Origin of the sequence: Congregibacter sp., assembly GCF_965662665.1 — a bacterium.
Taxonomy (GTDB): Bacteria; Pseudomonadota; Gammaproteobacteria; order Pseudomonadales; family Halieaceae; genus Congregibacter.
The window spans coordinates 1-17,710 of sequence record NZ_CBFIIF010000044.1 but is presented as its reverse complement, the minus strand read 5'-3'; the positions used below and the strand labels follow the sequence as shown (position 1 = coordinate 17,710).

Here is a 17,710-nt window from a genome sequence, read left to right as displayed (position 1 = left end):
GAATTAGATTGTGAACCGAATTGGCCGGCGCCTGCTTTTCTCCAGATGGGAATATTCTGTTTGTTATCGTCTATTCACCAACACGGACGCTGGCTATCAGTGGTCCATGGGATGCGTTCGTCGCGAGTTAGTGTACTAAACGGACCAGAATGGGTGCCCGGACCGTGCTTGGACGAAGAGGAGTGTTGCCAGCGCGACCTGTGCGCCCGCAACGCTGAATACGACAAGGTTTGCGTTCCAGTTCTTCTTATCGGCGAGTCATCCGTCTAAGGGGACCGCTACAGGTGTTTCTCTCGTTGCCGGGTTTCGGTTTTGGTTTTGAGCTAGAAGCCCCCGCTGTCTTTTTGCCAGACAGGGGGGCTTGGTTTTACATCAGAACGCCAGTCTTACACCCGCTTCGACGCTTTCGCCCGCCTGGGGTGCGAAGTTGCGAAGGAAGGAGGTGCTCAGACGTATCTCCTCATCGGTGATGTTCTTCAGCTTGAGGAACGCAAACAACTCAGTGTTGCCAGAAAACTGCATTGTGTAGTCGATTCCGGCGTCCCAGCGCGTGTAACCATCGGTCTCGGTCTCGAAAGCACCGGGATTGTCCTGATCACTAGCGTTAAGAACTCTCACATAAGCTCCGAGGGAGTCAGAGCGCCAGGATAGCTCGCTACCAAATCGCATGGGTGGCAGGCGCGGCACATCGCCAGCGGAGTCGAACTCGCCGGTGATCATATCGCCGAAGAAACCGAGTGCGAGATTGCCTTCCCCTACAGTTGCAAGGTCGAAGCTGGACTCGAACTCAACGCCATAGAACTCCGCATCGTCCTGTTCATAGACATAAACGGGCGTCTCGTCCGCTTCGTCGCCCGTGTTCAGCAAGAAAATGTAGTCACTAAAGGTGTTATAGAAAAAAGTCAGTTCGGCAAACGATGTTTGGCCTTGCCACGTGAGTGAAAGATCGCCGTTTAGAGACACTTCGGTATCGAGATTGGGGTTACCAACTTCGATAATCCCTGTGGCTGCATGGGTCACGAGCTCGTCTTCTGAATTGTTCAAGTTAGAGAACAGTTCTTCCGTAGACGGGGCGCGCTCCGAACGAGACACAGAGATACCAAGATTCACATTGTCACTGATAGGGTATAGCGCTGAGCCAGAGACACTGAAGCTCGTAAAGTCTTCTTCCAGACCTGTCGCTGGATCGCGCTCCACGTAGTCCAATCGTGCGCCCGCTTCGAATTGCCAATCTCCTGAATGAAAATCCTGTACATAAAAACCGCCCCATTCGAGGGAGTCGGTTTCGGGCACATAGGCTTCTTCACCAATGGCTGAAAACTCATCGCCGCGAAACTGCAGGCCAAATACCCCGTGGCTGTCACCCTCGCGAACCAGCTCTACCCGCCCTTCGAGGGTTTCGCGACTGAATTGCGTGCCAATCTCGGCGCCTTCCAGCTCTACGTGCTCGTAGTCTGTGTACGTCGCGTAGACCCTTGCAACGTCGACGAGGCCGGGGATGAGGTCATGCATGTGCAGTTGCGTGTCGTAGCGCTCCTGCTGGAGATCGATGCGGATGATTTCTTCCTCTTCCTCCTCCTCATCGTGGTCCTCCTCGTCGTGCTCTTCTTCGTGCCCGTGGGCGCCGGGAGGTATGCCGTAGTTAGTCTCGAAACTGTTATAGGAGAAGCCGATGTAATCCCGATCGCCGAAGTGATAACTGCCGCCGATGTTGAATACGTCGGAGTCGCCATCGCTATTGGCGATAAAGCCGTCCGAATTTTCGAGCTCTTCTTCCTCGTGATCTTCGCCTTCGTGATCTTCGTCATGGCCACCAAGAAGCTCTTCCTGCATCTCGACGGCCTCTTCGTCGATGGCAAGACCGGGGATGCTCGTGTTTTCGAAGTCACGGAATGTACCGCTCAGATGGAACGCAAAATCACCGGAACCGCCCTCTAGTTTGACCACGCCGGTGTTCATTTCCGGCGCGTCATCGTAGCGATATTCAACGGCCCCCTGAACACCATCGATGCGCTCGCTGGGGATGCGGTTGTCCAGCGTATTAATAACGCCACCAATAGCCCCACCGCCATAGAGGAGAGTTGATGGTCCACGAAGTACCTCTACAGATTCTGCCAGCATTGGCTCGATGCTCACCGCATGATCCGGACTGAGGCTCGACACGTCAGCCGCCGCAATGCCATTGGTAAGGTTTACCGTTCGAGGCCCCGCTTGTCCCCGGATGACGGGTCTGCCGACTCCCGGGCCAAAGGACGAGTTAGAGATTCCGGGTTTGTCTCCAAGGGTTTCCCCCAAGGTGCTTGTAGCAAGGCGTCGAAGTTCTGCGCCGCTGAGTACCGTCACGGGAAGTGCGGTCTCCGCGGCCTTTTTATGGATGGGTACTGTGACGAGCACGTGCTCGATGCGCGTATCGGGTGCTTGTGCCATGGCTTGGCTCGCGGCACCAATACAGGCCGCTAAAAGAGTGCGTTTCATGTGTATCTCCTAAGGATAAAAAAATGCGGTGGCTTTCTTAGGAGAGGGTGGGTGGTCCTCGGGCGAGAAGACGATAGTTTGGAAGCGGTGTGACTAGAGCCGGAGCTGGCTGAGGAGCAATGACCGCAAACGTTATGCTGGCAGTTGCACCATCACTGACAATAGATAAGTGCTCATGATCGAACTGACAAATCGAGCAATCACGAAGGGGGCCATCATCAGCATGCATGTGCCCCGCAAGGGACACCTGCATAGCAATGAACAGGACCAGCGCTATGGCCGGTGCCCATCTAGGTGCGAATCCTGTGAGTTTCATCGTTGTCACGCGCAGGATGGTACTACAAGCTGATTTGTGCAGAAACACGGAGCGGCTTCAATTGCGAGTAGCAGTTACATTGGTACCGCTTCGCGACACAAGGAGCGCCTGACGGTCTCTACTGTCGAAAAGGATCGCCTTAAGGGACAGTCAATGGAGCATCGTGGCTAGGGGAGCAAAAATATTCGCTGGACTTTCCAGTCTGCTGCGGCAAACTCCCGCTATGAGTGAAAGCTTCATGAGGCCCAGTCGAGGCCACGCCCGCAGGCGATCAGGCATTCTGCGCAGTGCCGGTTTTTTGCTGCTGACCCTCGTACTCAGCGCATGCTCAACCGTCGACTTCGAAGCGCCTAGAGATGCGAGCTATGCCGACGTGGACACCAGCGACACTCGTCTTGGCCGTCGCCTGGCACCCCTTCGCGAGGCGCGCCATCCCGAGTCGGGGTTTACGCCGCTTTTTCGTGGTGTAGACGCACTGTCAGCCCGACTCTTGGCGATAGGGCTGGCAGAAAAGACCTTGGACGTTCAGTACTACCTGGTGGGGAACGACCCCATCGGAGCGGTGTTTTTTGAAGCCTTACTTAGTGCCGCGGACCGTGGTGTTCGCGTGCGTTTGCTCATCGACGATATTGGCACCGGTGATATCGAGGAACAGCTTGGCCCCCTTGATAGTCACCCAAACGTGGAGTTACGCCTGTTTAATCCCTTCGCGAGCCGGAATACACGGGGCTTCGACGGCTGGGATCTCTATCGTCTTTCTCGACGCATGCATAACAATACACTGATCGCGGATCAGGAATTTTTGATTTTTGGCGGTAGAAATATTGCGGCTGAATACTTTGCCGTAAACCCCGCTTACAATTTTGGCGACATTGATGCGGCGGCGATCGGGAGCGTAGCCAAAGATGCTTCGGCGATGTTTGATCAGTATTGGAATGATCGCTACAGCATTCCTTACCTGCAGCTCGCGGGCAACGGTGAGGGGGCTATGGATCTACCCGCATTGCGTGGCATGTTGCGGACAATGTCCCGAGAGCTCGTGGGATCACCCTATGCAAGTGTCGTCGGGGATCGCGTCGTAGCGATGAAAGACGTCCGCGCAGAAGACTACCTCTGGTCTCCTTACAAAATGGTCTACGACGATCCGGGTAAGGCCCTTTCTGACGAAGTAGAACCCGATGAAAAACTCATCTATTCCCTGGGTCGATTGGCAAGCGCGGCAAAGGAGGAGCTTTTCGTTATCTCCCCATACTTCGTACCGCGTAAGAAAGGCGTCGACTGGTTGTCAGAGATAGCGGGGAGGGGCGTGCAGGTCACTGTCCTCACCAATGGCCTTGCGGCTAATGATCATCTGGTTGTTTACGGTGGGTATGCGCCCGTTCGAAAACCACTTCTGAAAAAAGGTATTCGTTTCTATGAATTCAGAGGCGATATTACCTTCGAGGACACCAAGGCCTCAGACGTCACCGACGCCGATAGTAAGCTCCATGGAAAAGCATTTGTTGTAGATCGACGCTATCTGTTCATAGGATCCTTTAATTGGGACCCACGATCAGCAAACCTCAACACCGAAATGGGTGTTGTCATTGATAACAGTAGTCTTGCCGGGGAGTTTGTCTCGAGCATGAACGCCGCCCTGGACGAGCATGCTTATGCCGTGTACCTGGATGACGGCGCGCTTCGTTGGCGGACCACCACCGCAGGAAAGGAGCAGGTGTTTAGCAAAGAGCCTGAGACGGGCGGGTGGAAACGATTTACAGCGAATCTAACCCGTATTCTGCCGATCCGGGGGCAACTGTAGGTTTCAGCAGGGCCTGCCTTAAATTGTTGTCGCGCTCTCTTTGAGTCTCGCAGCGAGTTCGCCCATATCAGATTCCTCGATGTTGGCAAAAGCAAAACGAAGAAACCGTTCCTGTCCCGGGCCAAAGAAACTACCCGGTAAGCACAGGATGTTTTGCTCGTCTGCTAGGCGGCGAGCGACTTCTTTGGCGCTCTGGTGTTCGAAGGGGTGGCGGATATAGGCGAAGTAACCTCCCGCGGATATGAGTTCGTAACCCAGCTCACCCTCCCGAAAAACACGCTTCATAGCGTTTTCCCGTCCCGCGAGCATTTCGCGCTTTTCTGCCACCCAGGGCCAGGCATGTTTCAGTCCGTAGAGCGCAGCGTCTTGGGAGATACGAGGTGTGCAAATCTGAACCGTATCCATGACCTTGGCGACGGCCTCGATTACACGCTCACTGGCCGATACGGCGCCAATGCGGTAGCCCGTCAGGCTAAACGTTTTGGAGAAGCTGTAGAGCTGAACGAGGGTCTCATCCCAATGGCTTTCCTGAATCAGGTTGTGGGGAGGTCCTTGTTCGTCAGTAAGAAAATCCCGGTAGGTCTCGTCGAGGATTAGCGCAATCCCGTGCTGCGCCGCAAGATCCCTGAACTCTGTGATGACGGACGGGGGGTACACGGCCCCCGTTGGATTACTGGGCGAGACTAATACTATGGCCTTGGTGTCTTTAGTGAGTAGCGCGGCCGCTTCCTTGGGGTCTGGCACTCCCGCGCGGTCGTGGCGAAAAGGTAAGTGAATAGGTTCGATGCCCTGCATCTCCAGCCACATTTGATGATTGAAGTAATAGGGGACGGGTAGCATTACGGCGTCACCCGCGCGGGCCAGGGCATGAACCGCAAGGCAAAACGCCTGATTGCACCCCGCCGTAATCAGAATATTTTCGGCGGAGACGTAACCTTGATAGCGCTGACTCACATGGCTTGCGAGTGTTTCCCGAAGTTCTGGGATGCCTTTAATACCCGTGTACTGCGCGGTTTCGAAAAGTCTCGCGCGCTCGGCTACGTGTTGGCTAATCTCAGAGGCGGGGGGGTAGCTTGGTACGCCCTGGGCTAGGTCCAGCAGGGGCTTGTCTGCGGGAAACTCCCGCCCCTCGATCCACGAGTGCGCTTCTGCAATAGGAGGATCGATGGCGTTGAGTACATCAGGGTTGAGCGCGAGTTTCATTGAGCGAAGCCAGGGATTTCAAAATCGGACGCCAAGAGTAGAGCGTTTCGAGGGCCAGAGGAAGAAGATGCCTAGGTTTGCAGGTAAGTTCCTATGAACGATCGTCCCGGTATGTTCGCGCTACTTAAAGTGATCTAGCGCCAAGGGGGCGCCTAACTGTCTTCGAGCGAGGGTTTGACGTTGTTTCTACCACTACTTTTTGCCTCGTAGAGCCTGTGATCAGCGGCATCGATGAGCATCTCAGCGCCATCTTCCGCCCCTGGCGTTATCTCCGCTACGCCCAGGCTGATGGTAACCACTGATCTGGGACTGTCATCTTTTCTGGGGATGCGCAGTCTTTCTATCGATTCACGGCACTTCTCAGCGGTAACAACAGCCTCTTGGAGGGATTTTCCAGGCAGAAGCAGTGCAAATTCCTCCCCTCCATAACGCGCGACACAGTCACTCACGCGGTTGCCATACTCTTGTATCGCGCCGGCAACTTGTTTGAGACAGTCATCTCCCGCGAGGTGTCCAAAGTCGTCGTTATAGGACTTGAAGTTATCAATATCTATGAGAATGAGCGCTAGTCCGGTTCCATGGCGGCGCGCTCTGCGCCATTCATTCTCAAGCGCCGTGTCGAACTTGCGTCGATTACCTACGCTCGTAAGGCCATCGGTCAAAGAGAGCTCAGCGAGCTTTTCGTTGAGCAGCTCTATTGCAGCTGCTGCCTGCTTTTCTGCGGAAATGTCTTGTATCAGGCTTACAAAATACTGGGGCTGCCCATCGGCACCATCGACCAGAGTAACGGTCAGTCGTATCCAAACATAATGCCCCTGTTTATGTAGATAGCGTTTATCCATGGAGTAGGTCGTGCGCGTTCCAGCGAGCATCTCTTCCACATACTGAAGGTCTTCATTCAAATCGTCAGGATGGGTAATGTCCTGAAAAGTTTTTTGGAGAAGCTCTTCTTCGCTGTAACCAACGATTTCGCAGACTTTTTCGTTGCACTCAAGCCAACTGCCGTCCGGATTAACTCGGGCAATACCAATGCCGGCTGCGGCGAAGACCTTCTTAAAGCGAGTTTCTGCATCCTTGATATGCACGTACTCGGACACGTCGGTAAATGCAGCGAGCCTGTAGGTCCTGTCGTCGATAGAGAAAGAGTGTGGTGTGACCACGACGTGTTTTATGCGTCCGTCGGCCAAGCGGAGCTTAAGTTCGTAAGGGTTTGTATCATCGTGCGCAAAACGCTCGTGCATCGGGCTTTGCTCGTCGGGAGTGATGACGTCAAAAGCCGCTACCCCGATTATGTCATCGTGTTCAACTTCGAGTAGCTCGCAGAAAGCCGGGTTTGCAGCGACAATGATGGAGTCTTCAGTGATCACAAAGGCGCCCAGCCAGTGCAGACTCTCGGTGATAGCCTCCGGACCATGTTCTTTAAACAGCTGAGCAAAAAAAGTGTCCAGCGCGTGTTCGGGATTCACGGTGACTCTCCTCTAAATCACAAGAGGACTGCGAGCTTCTTATATTACACTTTGCTAATACTGTTGACTAGTACCATCGAAGCTCAGGGGGACTAGATTTTGAGCGAAATGAGAAGCTTTGCGGTAACGCCTCATTTGCGACTTGAGCCTTTATTGCCTGCGCATCGCGAGGCTTTGTTCGCGTGTGTAGACCGGAACAGAGAGCATCTTAAACGTTGGTTAATTTGGCTGGATAAAACCCAGTCCGTTGACGACACGAGTCTGTTCATTGAGACGGAGATCGAGAAACGACGAGCGGGGACGGCCGCCGCCTATGCGCTGATGTGGGATTCGGAGCTGTGTGGGTTGGCAGGGTTCAATGCCATCGACAAGTGTAGCAAAGAGGGCGAGATCGGCTATTGGCTGGACGAGTCTTATGTCGGCCGTGGAGTGATCACGCAGGCGGTAGAAACGCTGTGCTCTCTAGGTTTTGGCACCTTTGGCTTGGAAGGTATCGAGATCCACTGCGCGACCGGCAATACACGGAGCCGACGGGTAGCAGAGCGCCTGGGCGCAAAGCTGATGCGTATCGAAAAAGACGCAGCGCTTCTAAATGCCTGTTACGTGGACCATGCTGTTTATCGCCTCGATCGCATGCTCACAGTCCATGAAGGCTAGTCGTACTAGCGTGGCGCTGATCCCCATGCCTTGAGCTGCGGTTCGGATTCTATCTCAGGCGCCGCCTCAATCTTATCGAGGGGACCAAGCACGGCGACAATCATTCGATCCGGATGAATATACTTGTTTGCCGCAGCCTTCACAGCCTCTGCGGTAACCGTTTTAACGCGCTGGGGGTAGGTCGATGACGTTTTGTGATGCCCGTGAGTCAGCCATTCTTTGGCATAGGCCTGCGTCGCATCTACGGCTGTTGCGTAGCGTTTGGCGTAAATGCCGTCCACCAAAGCTCCCTTTGCGACAAAGAGTTCATCCTCGGTAACCAGAGTGTCGCGAATACTATTCAACTCTCTAAAGGTGATGTCTACCAGCAGTCGCACCGCCTCCGGGCGCCCATAGGTTCTAAAGGAGTAAGCGCCCGGGCCCCTGATGCCCGGCTCAAGAAAAGAGCTGTTGTCGTTGGTAAGTCCACGAAGCTCTCGTGAGCTGCGATACAGTCGCGAGTCCAGGTGATAGGCGCCCAGAATATAGTCCATGACGGCGAGGGCCGCTTGATCTTCGACTGGTACGCTAGGCAGCTCATGGCCAACCACGACCCATCCCTGGATGCGTTCCGCGTTGGAGAGAATCAACTGTCGCTGCTTCGCCGGCGCTATTGCGGGGAAGGGGACTTGCTCTGGTCGCATGGCGGCGCTCAAAGTCTTGAACGCCTGGCGAGTCTCGATGATTACAGTGGCTCGCTCGAAGTCTCCCGCAACCGCGAGGCTCATATTTTTTGCGACCATAAAACGCTCATGCAACTGGCGAGCACCCGTGATTGTCTCGGTCGCTTGCTTTGCCGTCGTGGCGCTACGTCCAAAAGGGTGGCCGGAATAAAGCCGCTCTTCAAAGAGTGCTACGGCGTTCACGAGGGAGTAGTTGTAATCAATCGAGCCGCTGGAAGTGCGTAGCTGCGGCCCCGATTCTGCTCCGACAAATGATGGTTCTTTAAGCAATTCAGCCATTAATGTCAGCGCCTTGCGAGTATTGCTGGCGGGCACATCGAGCATGATTTCGGTGGTTTCGTGATGTTGAGTCACCCTAAAATCGGCGTTCATATCTGACAGGGTAGTTTGGAACTCTCCACCGGGCATAGACTGTGGACCTCTACGAAGCGCCGCGGCCAGTGCTGCGGAATCCCCGGGCTCCCCGTGGCCCGTGCCGACCCCTAGGTAGGCGATCAGGGTGGTGAGGGGCGCGCGGTGATCCTCGGCGATATACGCTACCAGGCCATTGTCTAAGGTCACCTGAAGCGATTCAGGGCTGGGTCTATTCCAACTGGTTTCGGCGAGTCCCATTTCCCGGGGGTGCGTGGTGTCCTGAGCATTGACGCCAACGATAGTCAGGGCAAGCAATAAACCTCCTCGGGCGAGGACTTGGGCGACCTGTACGCAAATTGCCTTCATTGCTGCTGCTCCAGTTTGGCCGTGGTCTGAGGTGGGCGGGCGATGCCCACGCTGCGATTGTCCACAACAAAGTAAGTCTCAGCGAGTCGACTAATGTCCTTCGCGTTCACAGCGTCACGCGCTTCCAGGTATTCCTGCAAAGTTTGCCAGCGATCCATTGTCTGGAAGTGACCGATTTGAAAAGCCAGGGCGCTGGCATCTCGCTGTGTGCGATACCACTGCGTGCGCAGGGTGCCCTGAGCTGTGCTCACTTCATCTCTACTGATGTCGCTTTGGAGAGTAGAGAGGACGCTCTCCAGGGTTGCTTCGGCGGCCGTCAGGTCATTAGCGTCGGTAAGGATTAGCTCAAAGTTTATGGTCGCGGGTACGCCAAAGCGATCGGTATGGACAACGCGGGTGTTCACGTTAACCGTTGCGGCGATGCCAGCGGTTTCCGTGGCCGCACGCAGACGGGCACTGGCAATTTCTCCAAGGACATCAAAGCTTGGGCGGTCAGGGTGACCCACCGCCGGAATGAGGTAACGGAACTCCACCCGGGGGTTAATCTCATCATTGCGATAAATGAGTCGCCTCTCGGCTCCAGGCCTTGGTTCGATTGCAGGTGTTCTAGTGGGCTCTGGAGCTGCTTCCATCCAGCCAAAATAGTGCTCTACCCGTGGAATCATGTCCTCCAGGCTGACACCGCCGATGAGTACAATCGTGCTGTTATTGACCACGAAATACTCTTCGTACAAAGCGCGCTGGGAGGTGCGCGTGTACTCATAAAAATCCGTCATGTAGCCCTCGGGCCAAAATACCGGGTGAATCATTCCGGCTACCGCATTCACTTGCACGTAGTAGGGTGTCGAAGGTTTGTTGAGATCTCCCAGTCGCTGCTCCACGAGAATCATCCGTTCCTGATCGAACTCTCTAAAAACAGTGTTCACCATGCGATCGGCTTCGATTCTAAAAAATAGATCGATGCGCTCCACAGGAAGGTTGATGTCGAACTTCATGTACTCCTGCTCGGTGGTCGCTGTGAGGTTTGTTCCGCCAAAGGCCTGGTACCATTTATTCAACGCACCATTCTCTCGATACTGAGACGCCTCCTTTTCTAAGGCGGTCAGCTCGGCCTGCAGCTCACGCATGCGGGCTGTCTCTGTCGCATGACGGTAGTCGTCTATAACACCCCGTTGTCGGACAGTATTGCGTGCGCGGTTTTTCTCTTCGATATAGGCGGACTCCACTGTTTTCATGCGCTCTCGGATAGCCTGCTCCGCTATCCAATCGGTAGTTCCCAGCGAGGGCGTACCCTTGAACATGATGTGTTCCTGAAAGTGCGCTGCTCCCAGAAGCCCCGGCGTTTCGTGAATGGCGCCCATATCGGTAAATATTTTTGCTTCGACGCGAGAGTCACCGGGACGCTCCAGTACCAGTAAACGGAGTCCGTTCTCAAAAACATGCTCTCGGATAGGCAGGTCGTAGGGTGAAGCGGCTTGCGTTGATGTAATACCGAGCGCCAGGAAAACTGTCGCCGTTGCCCAATATTGCATTGTGAAGCTGCGTGTAAGAATCCGTAGATAAGGCTTTTTCAAGGTTCGCTCACAAAACGTGAAGTGGAGAGTCAGTATAGGAGTCGTGATGCTCCAAGGACAAGCAAAGAGCTAGCGCTGCTGATTGCGGTGGTCGACATACAAAAACCGCTCTACGAATTCGCCGTGGATATGGTACCTCTGCCCCCGCTTACCGTAGCGATAGTTTATGTAGCTGCGGGCACGCCGATAGACCCTCCGGATAACGCGTTCTTCACCGCTTTGCATCACCGCAATAAGCGTGAAGGGGGCATCCGACATTTTGTCGTGTAATTCGTCGCTCTCGGATCGTCCGCTCGCTCTGGGGGTTGCTCCAAGGCTTATCGCGACTTTGCGCCAGCGGGGGCCGTGCTTGTAGCGTATGCCCGCGATGAGGTGGGCCAGCTCATGACGAATCGTGTCCTCCAGATCCGCAAACGCCGTGGTACCCACGAAGGTGTTGGATAGGACGACTCGGCCGTCGCGATGGGCCTGGCCGTAGGATCGGCGGGCACGATTGAACGTCAGTCCAGAGAAAGGGTGTTCCCAGTGCGAGAAGAGTGCATCCGCCTTATGGCGTTCGCGCTCAAAGATGGCCCTAATGGCGTCCCTGGTTAGGGGCACTTCCGTCGCTTGATTGGAAAGTACCCCTGTCGGTTCTTCCTCGGGCTGCGATACGGTCTCGCTAATTCGCAAGACCCGCTTCTGCAAGAATTGTGAGAATGCCAATTTGTGGCCCCAGATGCACATCAATGGGCTGCCACCACTCGTGTAGCGAGTGCGCGTTTCCAGACTTGCCACCGCGACTCATAGTGACTGCGGGGATGCCCTTGGAAATAGGCAGATTGGAGTCGGTGGATGAAATCTGCAGTGAAGGGGTCACGCCGAGCGCTGTAGTGGCGGCCATGGCGCGTTGCACCAGTGCCGAGCTGGAATCACCCTTCGCTGCGGGGCGCGTGCCAACCCTCGCAACGTCCACGGTGAGAGCGGGGCCGTCCAGTCGGCCTTCGTTTTCCTGCTTTAGCGCTGTTTGCACAGCGGATTGCAACACAGCATCAATGTCATCGAGCTTGTCCTGACTGCCGGAGCGCATATCGACTTCCATCCACGCTTCGAAGGGGATGGAGTTGATGGAGGTGCCGCCACCGATACGTCCGACGTTGTAGCTGGTTTTCTCGCCTACGCTTGTGACGGATGGCGCGTTTTCATCAAACAAGGCAATGGCACGGCCCAGGGCGTGCTGGGGGTTGGCAAGACCAAAGGCCCCCCAGGAGTGGCCGCCCGGACCCTTGAACGTTACCCGGTAACGGTGAGAGCCGACGCCGCCGTATACGATGCGGTCCGCGTTGCCACCATCGACGGCGATGAAAGTGTCTATCTTCTCTGCGCCATCCCTAAATAAATACTTCACTCCCCGCAGGTCGCCAAGACCTTCCTCGCCGACGTTACCAATAAACAGTACATCTGCGTCCGTTTCGATGCCGGCGCTGTCAAAAGCAGAGAGCACTTCGAGAAGGGTGACCAGTCCTCGAGTGTTGTCGCCAATGCCCGGCGAGACCATTTTTTCTCCGTCGTATTTCACGGTGACATCGGTACCCTCAGGAAATACGGTATCGAGGTGCGCAGCGTAGGCCACGACCTTGCTGCCAGTTTTTCCCGGTCTGCGGCCAATTACGTTGCCCGCACCGTCAATGGTGACGTCTTTAAGGCCTCGTGCTTTGAGCATTTCCGCAAAGTGAGCCGCACGAACTTCCTCTTTAAATGGCGGGGCTGGGATCTCCGTCAACTCGATGAGCTCTTTGACGGACTGCTCCTCAACCGTGAGCACATATTCCAGTGCAGTCTGAACGCGGGCATCGGCCGTAAGCGTTTCCATCTCCGCCATGTATTTTGGCATGATGGTACTGTCTGGCTCGGCCGCCTGAAGGTTTCCGTGGAAAGCACTGACTGCCAGAACTAATACGCTGCTGATGACAGCAGCAAGTGGGAGGACAGGTGATTTATTCATGGGATATTCCGCTAATTTTGATAAAACAGTGAACTTACATCGTCGTATCATGACAAGGCAGGCGTCGTCTGTCAGCTTTTACGCGAAAAGACCCGAGACAAATAATAGTCAGGAGTGCCAATTGTGAGCGAACCCATCGATTTATACTTTTCTTTTCGCAGCCCCTATAGCTACATCGCAGCGCAACTGGCCGAGGATGCTCTGTCGAGCTTTGATGTGCATGTACGCTTTAAGCCGGTGTTTCCTTTGGCAATTCGCGAGCCGAATTTTTTTGATAAGTCCAACCGAGACCGCGTTCGTTACATACTCATCGACTGGGTGCGCCGTGCTGAAATGCTCGGTTTGCCTGCCGCATGGCCGCAACCTGATCCCATTGTTCAGAATATCGAGACCATGGCGATATCCGAGCAGCAACCTTACATCGAACGCCTGAGTTTTTTGGGGGCGGAAGCGGAGCTGCGTGGGGCCGGTCTTCCGTTCGCCCGGGAGGTATCCAGGGTTATCTGGAGTGGAACGCCCGACTGGAATTTGGATGATCACCTTGCGCAGGCGGCGCAGCGGGTAGGTCTCGATTTAGAGTCCATGGAGGCTGCTATTGGTAACGGAGATGCACACAAGGCCATTGTTGAGAAGAATCAGGAAGAGCAAATGGCTGCAGGACATCGGGGCGTGCCTCTTTTTGTCTATCAAGGCGAGCCATTCTTTGGGCAGGATAGGATTGACTCACTCTGCTGGCAGCTAGCAAAAGATGGCTTGAAGGGCTGAGAGTGGAGTGCTGGCTTTAGGCCGCGGTAAACCGCATATTGTTGGACAAGCAAACGTAAAAATGAGGAAAGTTGCATGGCAAGGTTTAAGAAGGCAGTAGTTGTCGCCAGTACAGCGCTGGCACTGAGCATGGCTCCCTGGAGTGTGACTGCGGCAGAAGAGTCAGATGAGGCTCCGCCTGCGCTGTCGGGTTTGCAGGCCGAGGCAGCGATGGGTGTCGAGCGCCGCGAGAAACTCATACAGGAAATTATCGACAGCCTGTTTTCTTTTTCGGAGCTGGGTTTTCAGGAGTTTGAAACCCAGGCTTACATGACAGAGCTTCTTGAGAAAGAGGGCTTTAGCGTGGAGCAGAGTGTTTCAGGTATGCCGTCCGGATGGTGGGCGACCTGGGGTAGCGGTAAGCCGGTCATCGCGCTGGGCTCGGATGTTGATGGTATTCCCAAAGCCTCCCAGATGCCTGGAGTCGCCTATCGACAGCCCATGGTCGAGGGGGCTCCGGGGCACGGAGAGGGACATAACTCCGGGCACGGCGTAACCGTGGCCGCGGCCTTGGCGGTAAAAGAAATCATGGAGCGCGAAAACCTTCCGGGCACGCTGGTGATTTGGCCGGGGATCGCAGAGGAGCTGGTAGGCGCGAAGTCCTACTACGCGCGGGACGGGCGTTTCGAAGACGTTGATGCTGTGCTGTTTACGCACGTGGGACGCAATCTTCAAACGTCCTGGGGCGGCGACAGGGGTACTGGCCTGGTGTCTGTTCAGTATCAGTTTAATGGTGTGGCGGCGCATGGTGCGGGAGATCCCTGGCGGGGAAAAAGCGCCCTGGATGCGGTAGAGCTTATGAACGTCGGTTGGAACTACAAACGGGAGCATCTCCGACCCTTACAACGCTCTCATTACGTCGTCGTTGATGGCGGTGATCAGCCCAATGTTGTGCCTTCAAAGGCGAGCGTCTGGTATTTCATTCGAGAGATTACCGCAAAGCACATACTCGAAAACTTTGAGTCCCTTCAAGAGATTGCCGAGGGTGCCGCAATGATGACGGGCACCACTGTTGAGCGCCGCATTATTGGGTCTGCGTGGCCGCGTCACTTTAATAAGGTGATTGCCGAGCGTATGTACCACAACATTCAGGCCGTCGGTCTTCCCGAATGGTCTAACGATGATCAGGCATTTGCCTTAGCCGTGCAGGAGCTGATGGAGGCTGAGAATCTTGACGAAGAGGGCCTGGCGACCAAGTTGAGTGAGCTCCAGGCGCCGCCCGAGAAACCGATCAGCGGAGGTTCTGATGATATTGGTGATGTTTCCTGGAATGTCCCTACGGTGACCTTGCGATTCCCGTCGAACATTCCGGGCACGATTGGTCACAACTGGTCTTCCGCCATGGCGATGGCAACGCCCATCGCGCACAAAGGAGCGGCTGCAGGCGCAAAGGTTCTCGCCGCGACTATGATGGATTTGCTCACTGAGCCTGAGTTGTTAGAAGAAGCCTGGACCTATTTCGAGGAGGAGCAGCTCAAGGATATCGAGTACGTGCCCTTTATCAGTGATGATGATGTGCCGGCAATCGAGAAGAACAAAGCGATCATGATGCAGTACAAAGAGCAGTTAAAGCCCTTCTATTATGATCCGTCTAAGTACTCGACTTATCTGGAGCAGCTCGGTGTTAACTACCCGCAGCTAAAGCCATAGGCAGTCTGCCGATCTGAGCTAATACGCGCATTATCCAAGAGGAAGCGCGCAGTCTTTACGATCTTCGAGTAAAGACTGTAGCGCGCTTAGGTAATCCTCGGGTAGCGGAAGCAATTCGAGGCTTAGCTCAAGGCTAGGCAGATGCAGGCAGTCATTGGCTACGTGCAGGCCGTGTCTGCGCTTCCAGATCCAGCGATTCTTCTTTGCTCTGTCCTTGAAGCGATCATTCGAAATTACATCGGCACCTTCGTGTTTAGCCTGCTCCAGAATCCACGGATCGGCTTGAGTGCCGCTGGGTGCGAGCCGAAAATTTCCTGACCAGGGTTCTTCGGTGACGAGTTTGTCAAAGCAAGCCCGTTGTTCGTCTCTCGCATCGCTGATTAGGTAGGCTGTGTTGGCATCGAAGATGCAGCTTACCGAGGCACCTCTCTCCCCAAGGTGCTGGCTAAGCGCTAGTACGTAGCGCAACTCCGGGCGCCCGGGGCCATGCAGCAGGGTGATGTTCGTACCGTCCAGAATAAACCCGCTACCAGCGTAGGGTTTCAGTCGTGAATCCGAATCCACATGGCTTCTCCACTATCAGACAGCTCTGTAGTCACGGGGCCATTCCCGATGATCTGGACGATGGCATCACTGTCATCGCGAGCTCCATCCCAGTGCGCTTCGCCTGCCGGATGAAACATGTAGCCGCCAGCTGTGATTTCCTGTGCGCTTTCGGGGTCAAATTCGTCGCCCACGCCGGCGAACCAATTACCCTCAATGACGGTGACGTGCCGGTCTGCAGAATGCCTGTGCGGCCGATCCATAACGCCTGCGGGAAACCTCACTCGGATGACATATACGCCCGACTCAGTGGGATTTCCTCGCACAACAGCAAACTGCGCACCCAAACCGTCGGGTACGGGCATCCACTTAAGTTCGTCGGCTTGCACAACCTGAAAGTCCGGTGCACTGCTATCCGCGCTGGCATTGGCGATCAATAAACAGAATAAAAGACTGAAAATACTTGTCGAAACCATCGCTTTCATAGAGTCTTTCCAGATTGTGGGAATCGATTGTTAGTTGAGCATACCCCCATTGATTGGTCCATGGGCAGGCGCCGGTAAACCCGGTTTCTTGGCTGTATTACCGAGCATTAGAATCGCAGGAGTTGTAATTGAAGATTAGTGGCAGTAACTGGTTCGATATCGAAGAATACCTAAAGCACGATGATCGTTGTGTCCTGCCCCTTGGCAGCACGGAACAGCATGCCTATCTCAGTTTATCCGTGGATTCGATATTGTCAGAGAAAATGGCAACGGACGCGGCGGCCCCCTTGGACGTGCCAGTGTTCCCGGGTATGCCCTTTGGCGTGACCCCGTATTTTATGGGCTTTCCCGGTACCGTCTCTCTGAGTATGTCTACCTACGAGTCTGTGATTCGCGATGTTCTGGACAGCTTGTACACCCACGGATTTCGTCGTGTGTTGATCGTGAATGGGCATGGCGGTAACAGTCCGGTGCAATCGGTGTGTGCCCGGTGGATGGATGACAACCCGGACACGGTTTGTCGATTTCATGACTGGTGGCGAGCCCCTAAAACCTGGGCGGCGGTGAAGGCAGTGGATCCCATAGCCTCCCACGCGTCCTGGATGGAGAACTTCCCCTGGACACGCATCGTGGGTCGGGAGATGCCGGATGAGCAAAAACCTTACGTGGATTTTGAACGTTTGCGAGAGAGTAGCCCCCAAGAGGTACGAGCCTTAATTGGCGATGGCAACTACGGCGGTGAGTATCAGAAGTCTGACGAGATCATGCATGAACTCTGGGATGTGGCGGTTGCAGAAACTCGGGAGCTACTGGAGGGTGAATGGCAGTGAGACCTGGCTCTGGTTCTGACCCCATTGTGATCTGGGGCGCTGGCGCTGTTGGTGGTGTTGTTGGTGCCTATCTGGCTCGAGCCGGGCACGCAGTGCACATGGTCGATGTGGTCGCGGACCACGTTGAATCCATGCGAAATGAGGGTCTGTGTATAGAAGGCCCTGTAGAGAGCTTCTGTCAGCAGCTCACCGCAGACACGCCAGAGAGTCTGCAAGGGCGGTTTCGCCGGGTGATTCTGGCGGTGAAGGCTCACCATACTGACGCAGCGCTGGATCAGCTTCAGAAGCACTTAAGTGACGATGGTTTCGTGGTGTCTGCGCAGAATGGATTGAACGAGCGGCTGATTTCCCAGCGGATTGGCGCACAGCGAACGTTGGGGTGCTTCGTGAACTTTGGCGCTGACTGGCTAGGCCCTGGACGCATTTTGTACGGTAATCGCGCAGCCGTTGCCCTTGGCGAACTCGATGGCAGCAGCACGT

16 protein-coding genes are annotated in these 17,710 nt (G+C 55.0%); 6 read left to right on the top strand and 10 right to left on the bottom strand.

The genetic code is table 11. The features are described 5' to 3' along the window. Positions 1-372: 372 nt before the first annotated feature. Together ACTG39_RS13270 and ACTG39_RS13265 are read right to left on the bottom strand one after the other, a co-directional pair. On the bottom strand, positions 373-2,475 hold the full coding sequence (locus ACTG39_RS13270; protein WP_439108046.1) for a TonB-dependent receptor: 2,103 nt from the start codon (positions 2,473-2,475) through the stop codon (positions 373-375). A gap of 37 nt (positions 2,476-2,512) precedes the next feature. Next, a complete protein-coding gene (locus ACTG39_RS13265; RefSeq protein ID WP_439108045.1) occupies positions 2,513-2,791 on the bottom strand; it encodes a hypothetical protein in 279 nt (92 codons plus the stop codon). Positions 2,792-3,029: 238 nt separating this feature from the next. Here ACTG39_RS13265 and ACTG39_RS13260 point away from each other — a divergent pair, with 238 nt between their 5' ends. Further along, positions 3,030-4,592 carry a phospholipase D family protein gene (locus tag ACTG39_RS13260; protein ID WP_439108044.1) on the top strand — a complete coding sequence of 521 codons (1,563 nt, stop codon included), beginning with the start codon at positions 3,030-3,032 and terminating at the stop codon, positions 4,590-4,592. 18 nt (positions 4,593-4,610) lie between these two features. On the opposite strand, the gene ACTG39_RS13255 is transcribed toward ACTG39_RS13260, so the two are convergent. Together ACTG39_RS13255 and ACTG39_RS13250 are read right to left on the bottom strand one after the other, a co-directional pair. Beyond that, on the bottom strand, positions 4,611-5,795 hold the full coding sequence (locus ACTG39_RS13255) for an aminotransferase (protein ID WP_439108043.1): 1,185 nt from the start codon (positions 5,793-5,795) through the stop codon (positions 4,611-4,613). Between the two features lie 152 nt (positions 5,796-5,947). Beyond that, the gene (locus ACTG39_RS13250) at positions 5,948-7,261 is read right to left on the bottom strand and encodes a sensor domain-containing diguanylate cyclase (RefSeq protein ID WP_439108042.1); all 1,314 of its coding nucleotides are present in this window, start codon (positions 7,259-7,261) and stop codon (positions 5,948-5,950) included. Between the two features lie 108 nt (positions 7,262-7,369). On the opposite strand from ACTG39_RS13250, the gene ACTG39_RS13245 reads away from it, so the two are divergent. Further along, the gene (locus ACTG39_RS13245) at positions 7,370-7,918 is read left to right on the top strand and encodes a GNAT family N-acetyltransferase (RefSeq protein WP_439108047.1); all 549 of its coding nucleotides are present in this window, start codon (positions 7,370-7,372) and stop codon (positions 7,916-7,918) included. Between the two features lie 5 nt (positions 7,919-7,923). On the opposite strand, the gene ACTG39_RS13240 is transcribed toward ACTG39_RS13245, so the two are convergent. The 4 genes from ACTG39_RS13240 to ACTG39_RS13225 all read right to left on the bottom strand — a co-directional run bounded on the left by ACTG39_RS13240 (position 7,924) and on the right by ACTG39_RS13225 (position 12,918). Then, the gene (locus ACTG39_RS13240; protein WP_439108041.1) at positions 7,924-9,360 is read right to left on the bottom strand and encodes a M16 family metallopeptidase; all 1,437 of its coding nucleotides are present in this window, start codon (positions 9,358-9,360) and stop codon (positions 7,924-7,926) included. Next, entirely contained in the window at positions 9,357-10,892 is a 1,536-nt protein-coding gene (locus ACTG39_RS13235) for a M16 family metallopeptidase (RefSeq protein ID WP_439108040.1), read from the bottom strand. Before ACTG39_RS13235 ends, ACTG39_RS13240 begins: the two co-directional genes overlap by 4 nt. 111 nt (positions 10,893-11,003) lie before the next feature. After that, a complete protein-coding gene (locus tag ACTG39_RS13230; RefSeq protein WP_439108039.1) occupies positions 11,004-11,606 on the bottom strand; it encodes a SprT-like domain-containing protein in 603 nt (200 codons plus the stop codon). Continuing rightward, a complete protein-coding gene (locus ACTG39_RS13225) occupies positions 11,596-12,918 on the bottom strand; it encodes a M20/M25/M40 family metallo-hydrolase (RefSeq protein ID WP_439108038.1) in 1,323 nt (440 codons plus the stop codon). The genes ACTG39_RS13230 and ACTG39_RS13225 overlap by 11 nt, the downstream gene beginning before the upstream one ends. Positions 12,919-13,041: 123 nt before the next feature. Between ACTG39_RS13225 and ACTG39_RS13220 the strand changes: the two genes are divergently transcribed. After that, on the top strand, positions 13,042-13,683 hold the full coding sequence (locus ACTG39_RS13220; protein ID WP_439108037.1) for a 2-hydroxychromene-2-carboxylate isomerase: 642 nt from the start codon (positions 13,042-13,044) through the stop codon (positions 13,681-13,683). 75 nt (positions 13,684-13,758) lie between these two features. Then, positions 13,759-15,372, top strand: coding sequence for an amidohydrolase (locus ACTG39_RS13215; protein WP_439108036.1), 1,614 nt, complete (start codon positions 13,759-13,761; stop codon positions 15,370-15,372). Between the two features lie 30 nt (positions 15,373-15,402). Here the strand turns inward: ACTG39_RS13215 and ACTG39_RS13210 are convergent, their stop codons facing one another. Both ACTG39_RS13210 and ACTG39_RS13205 read right to left on the bottom strand, forming a co-directional pair. Beyond that, positions 15,403-15,936, bottom strand: a complete 534-nt coding sequence (locus ACTG39_RS13210) for an NYN domain-containing protein (protein WP_439108035.1) — start codon at positions 15,934-15,936, stop codon at positions 15,403-15,405. Continuing rightward, positions 15,915-16,400 carry a cupin domain-containing protein gene (locus ACTG39_RS13205; protein WP_439108034.1) on the bottom strand — a complete coding sequence of 162 codons (486 nt, stop codon included), beginning with the start codon at positions 16,398-16,400 and terminating at the stop codon, positions 15,915-15,917. Before ACTG39_RS13205 ends, ACTG39_RS13210 begins: the two co-directional genes overlap by 22 nt. Before the next feature lie 128 nt (positions 16,401-16,528). Here ACTG39_RS13205 and ACTG39_RS13200 point away from each other — a divergent pair, with 128 nt between their 5' ends. Together ACTG39_RS13200 and ACTG39_RS13195 are read left to right on the top strand one after the other, a co-directional pair. Further along, the gene (locus ACTG39_RS13200; RefSeq protein ID WP_439108033.1) at positions 16,529-17,230 is read left to right on the top strand and encodes a creatininase family protein; all 702 of its coding nucleotides are present in this window, start codon (positions 16,529-16,531) and stop codon (positions 17,228-17,230) included. Next, a partial coding sequence (locus ACTG39_RS13195) for a ketopantoate reductase family protein (protein ID WP_439108032.1) occupies positions 17,221-17,710 on the top strand: 490 nt, incomplete at its 3' end. The genes ACTG39_RS13200 and ACTG39_RS13195, both read left to right, overlap by 10 nt.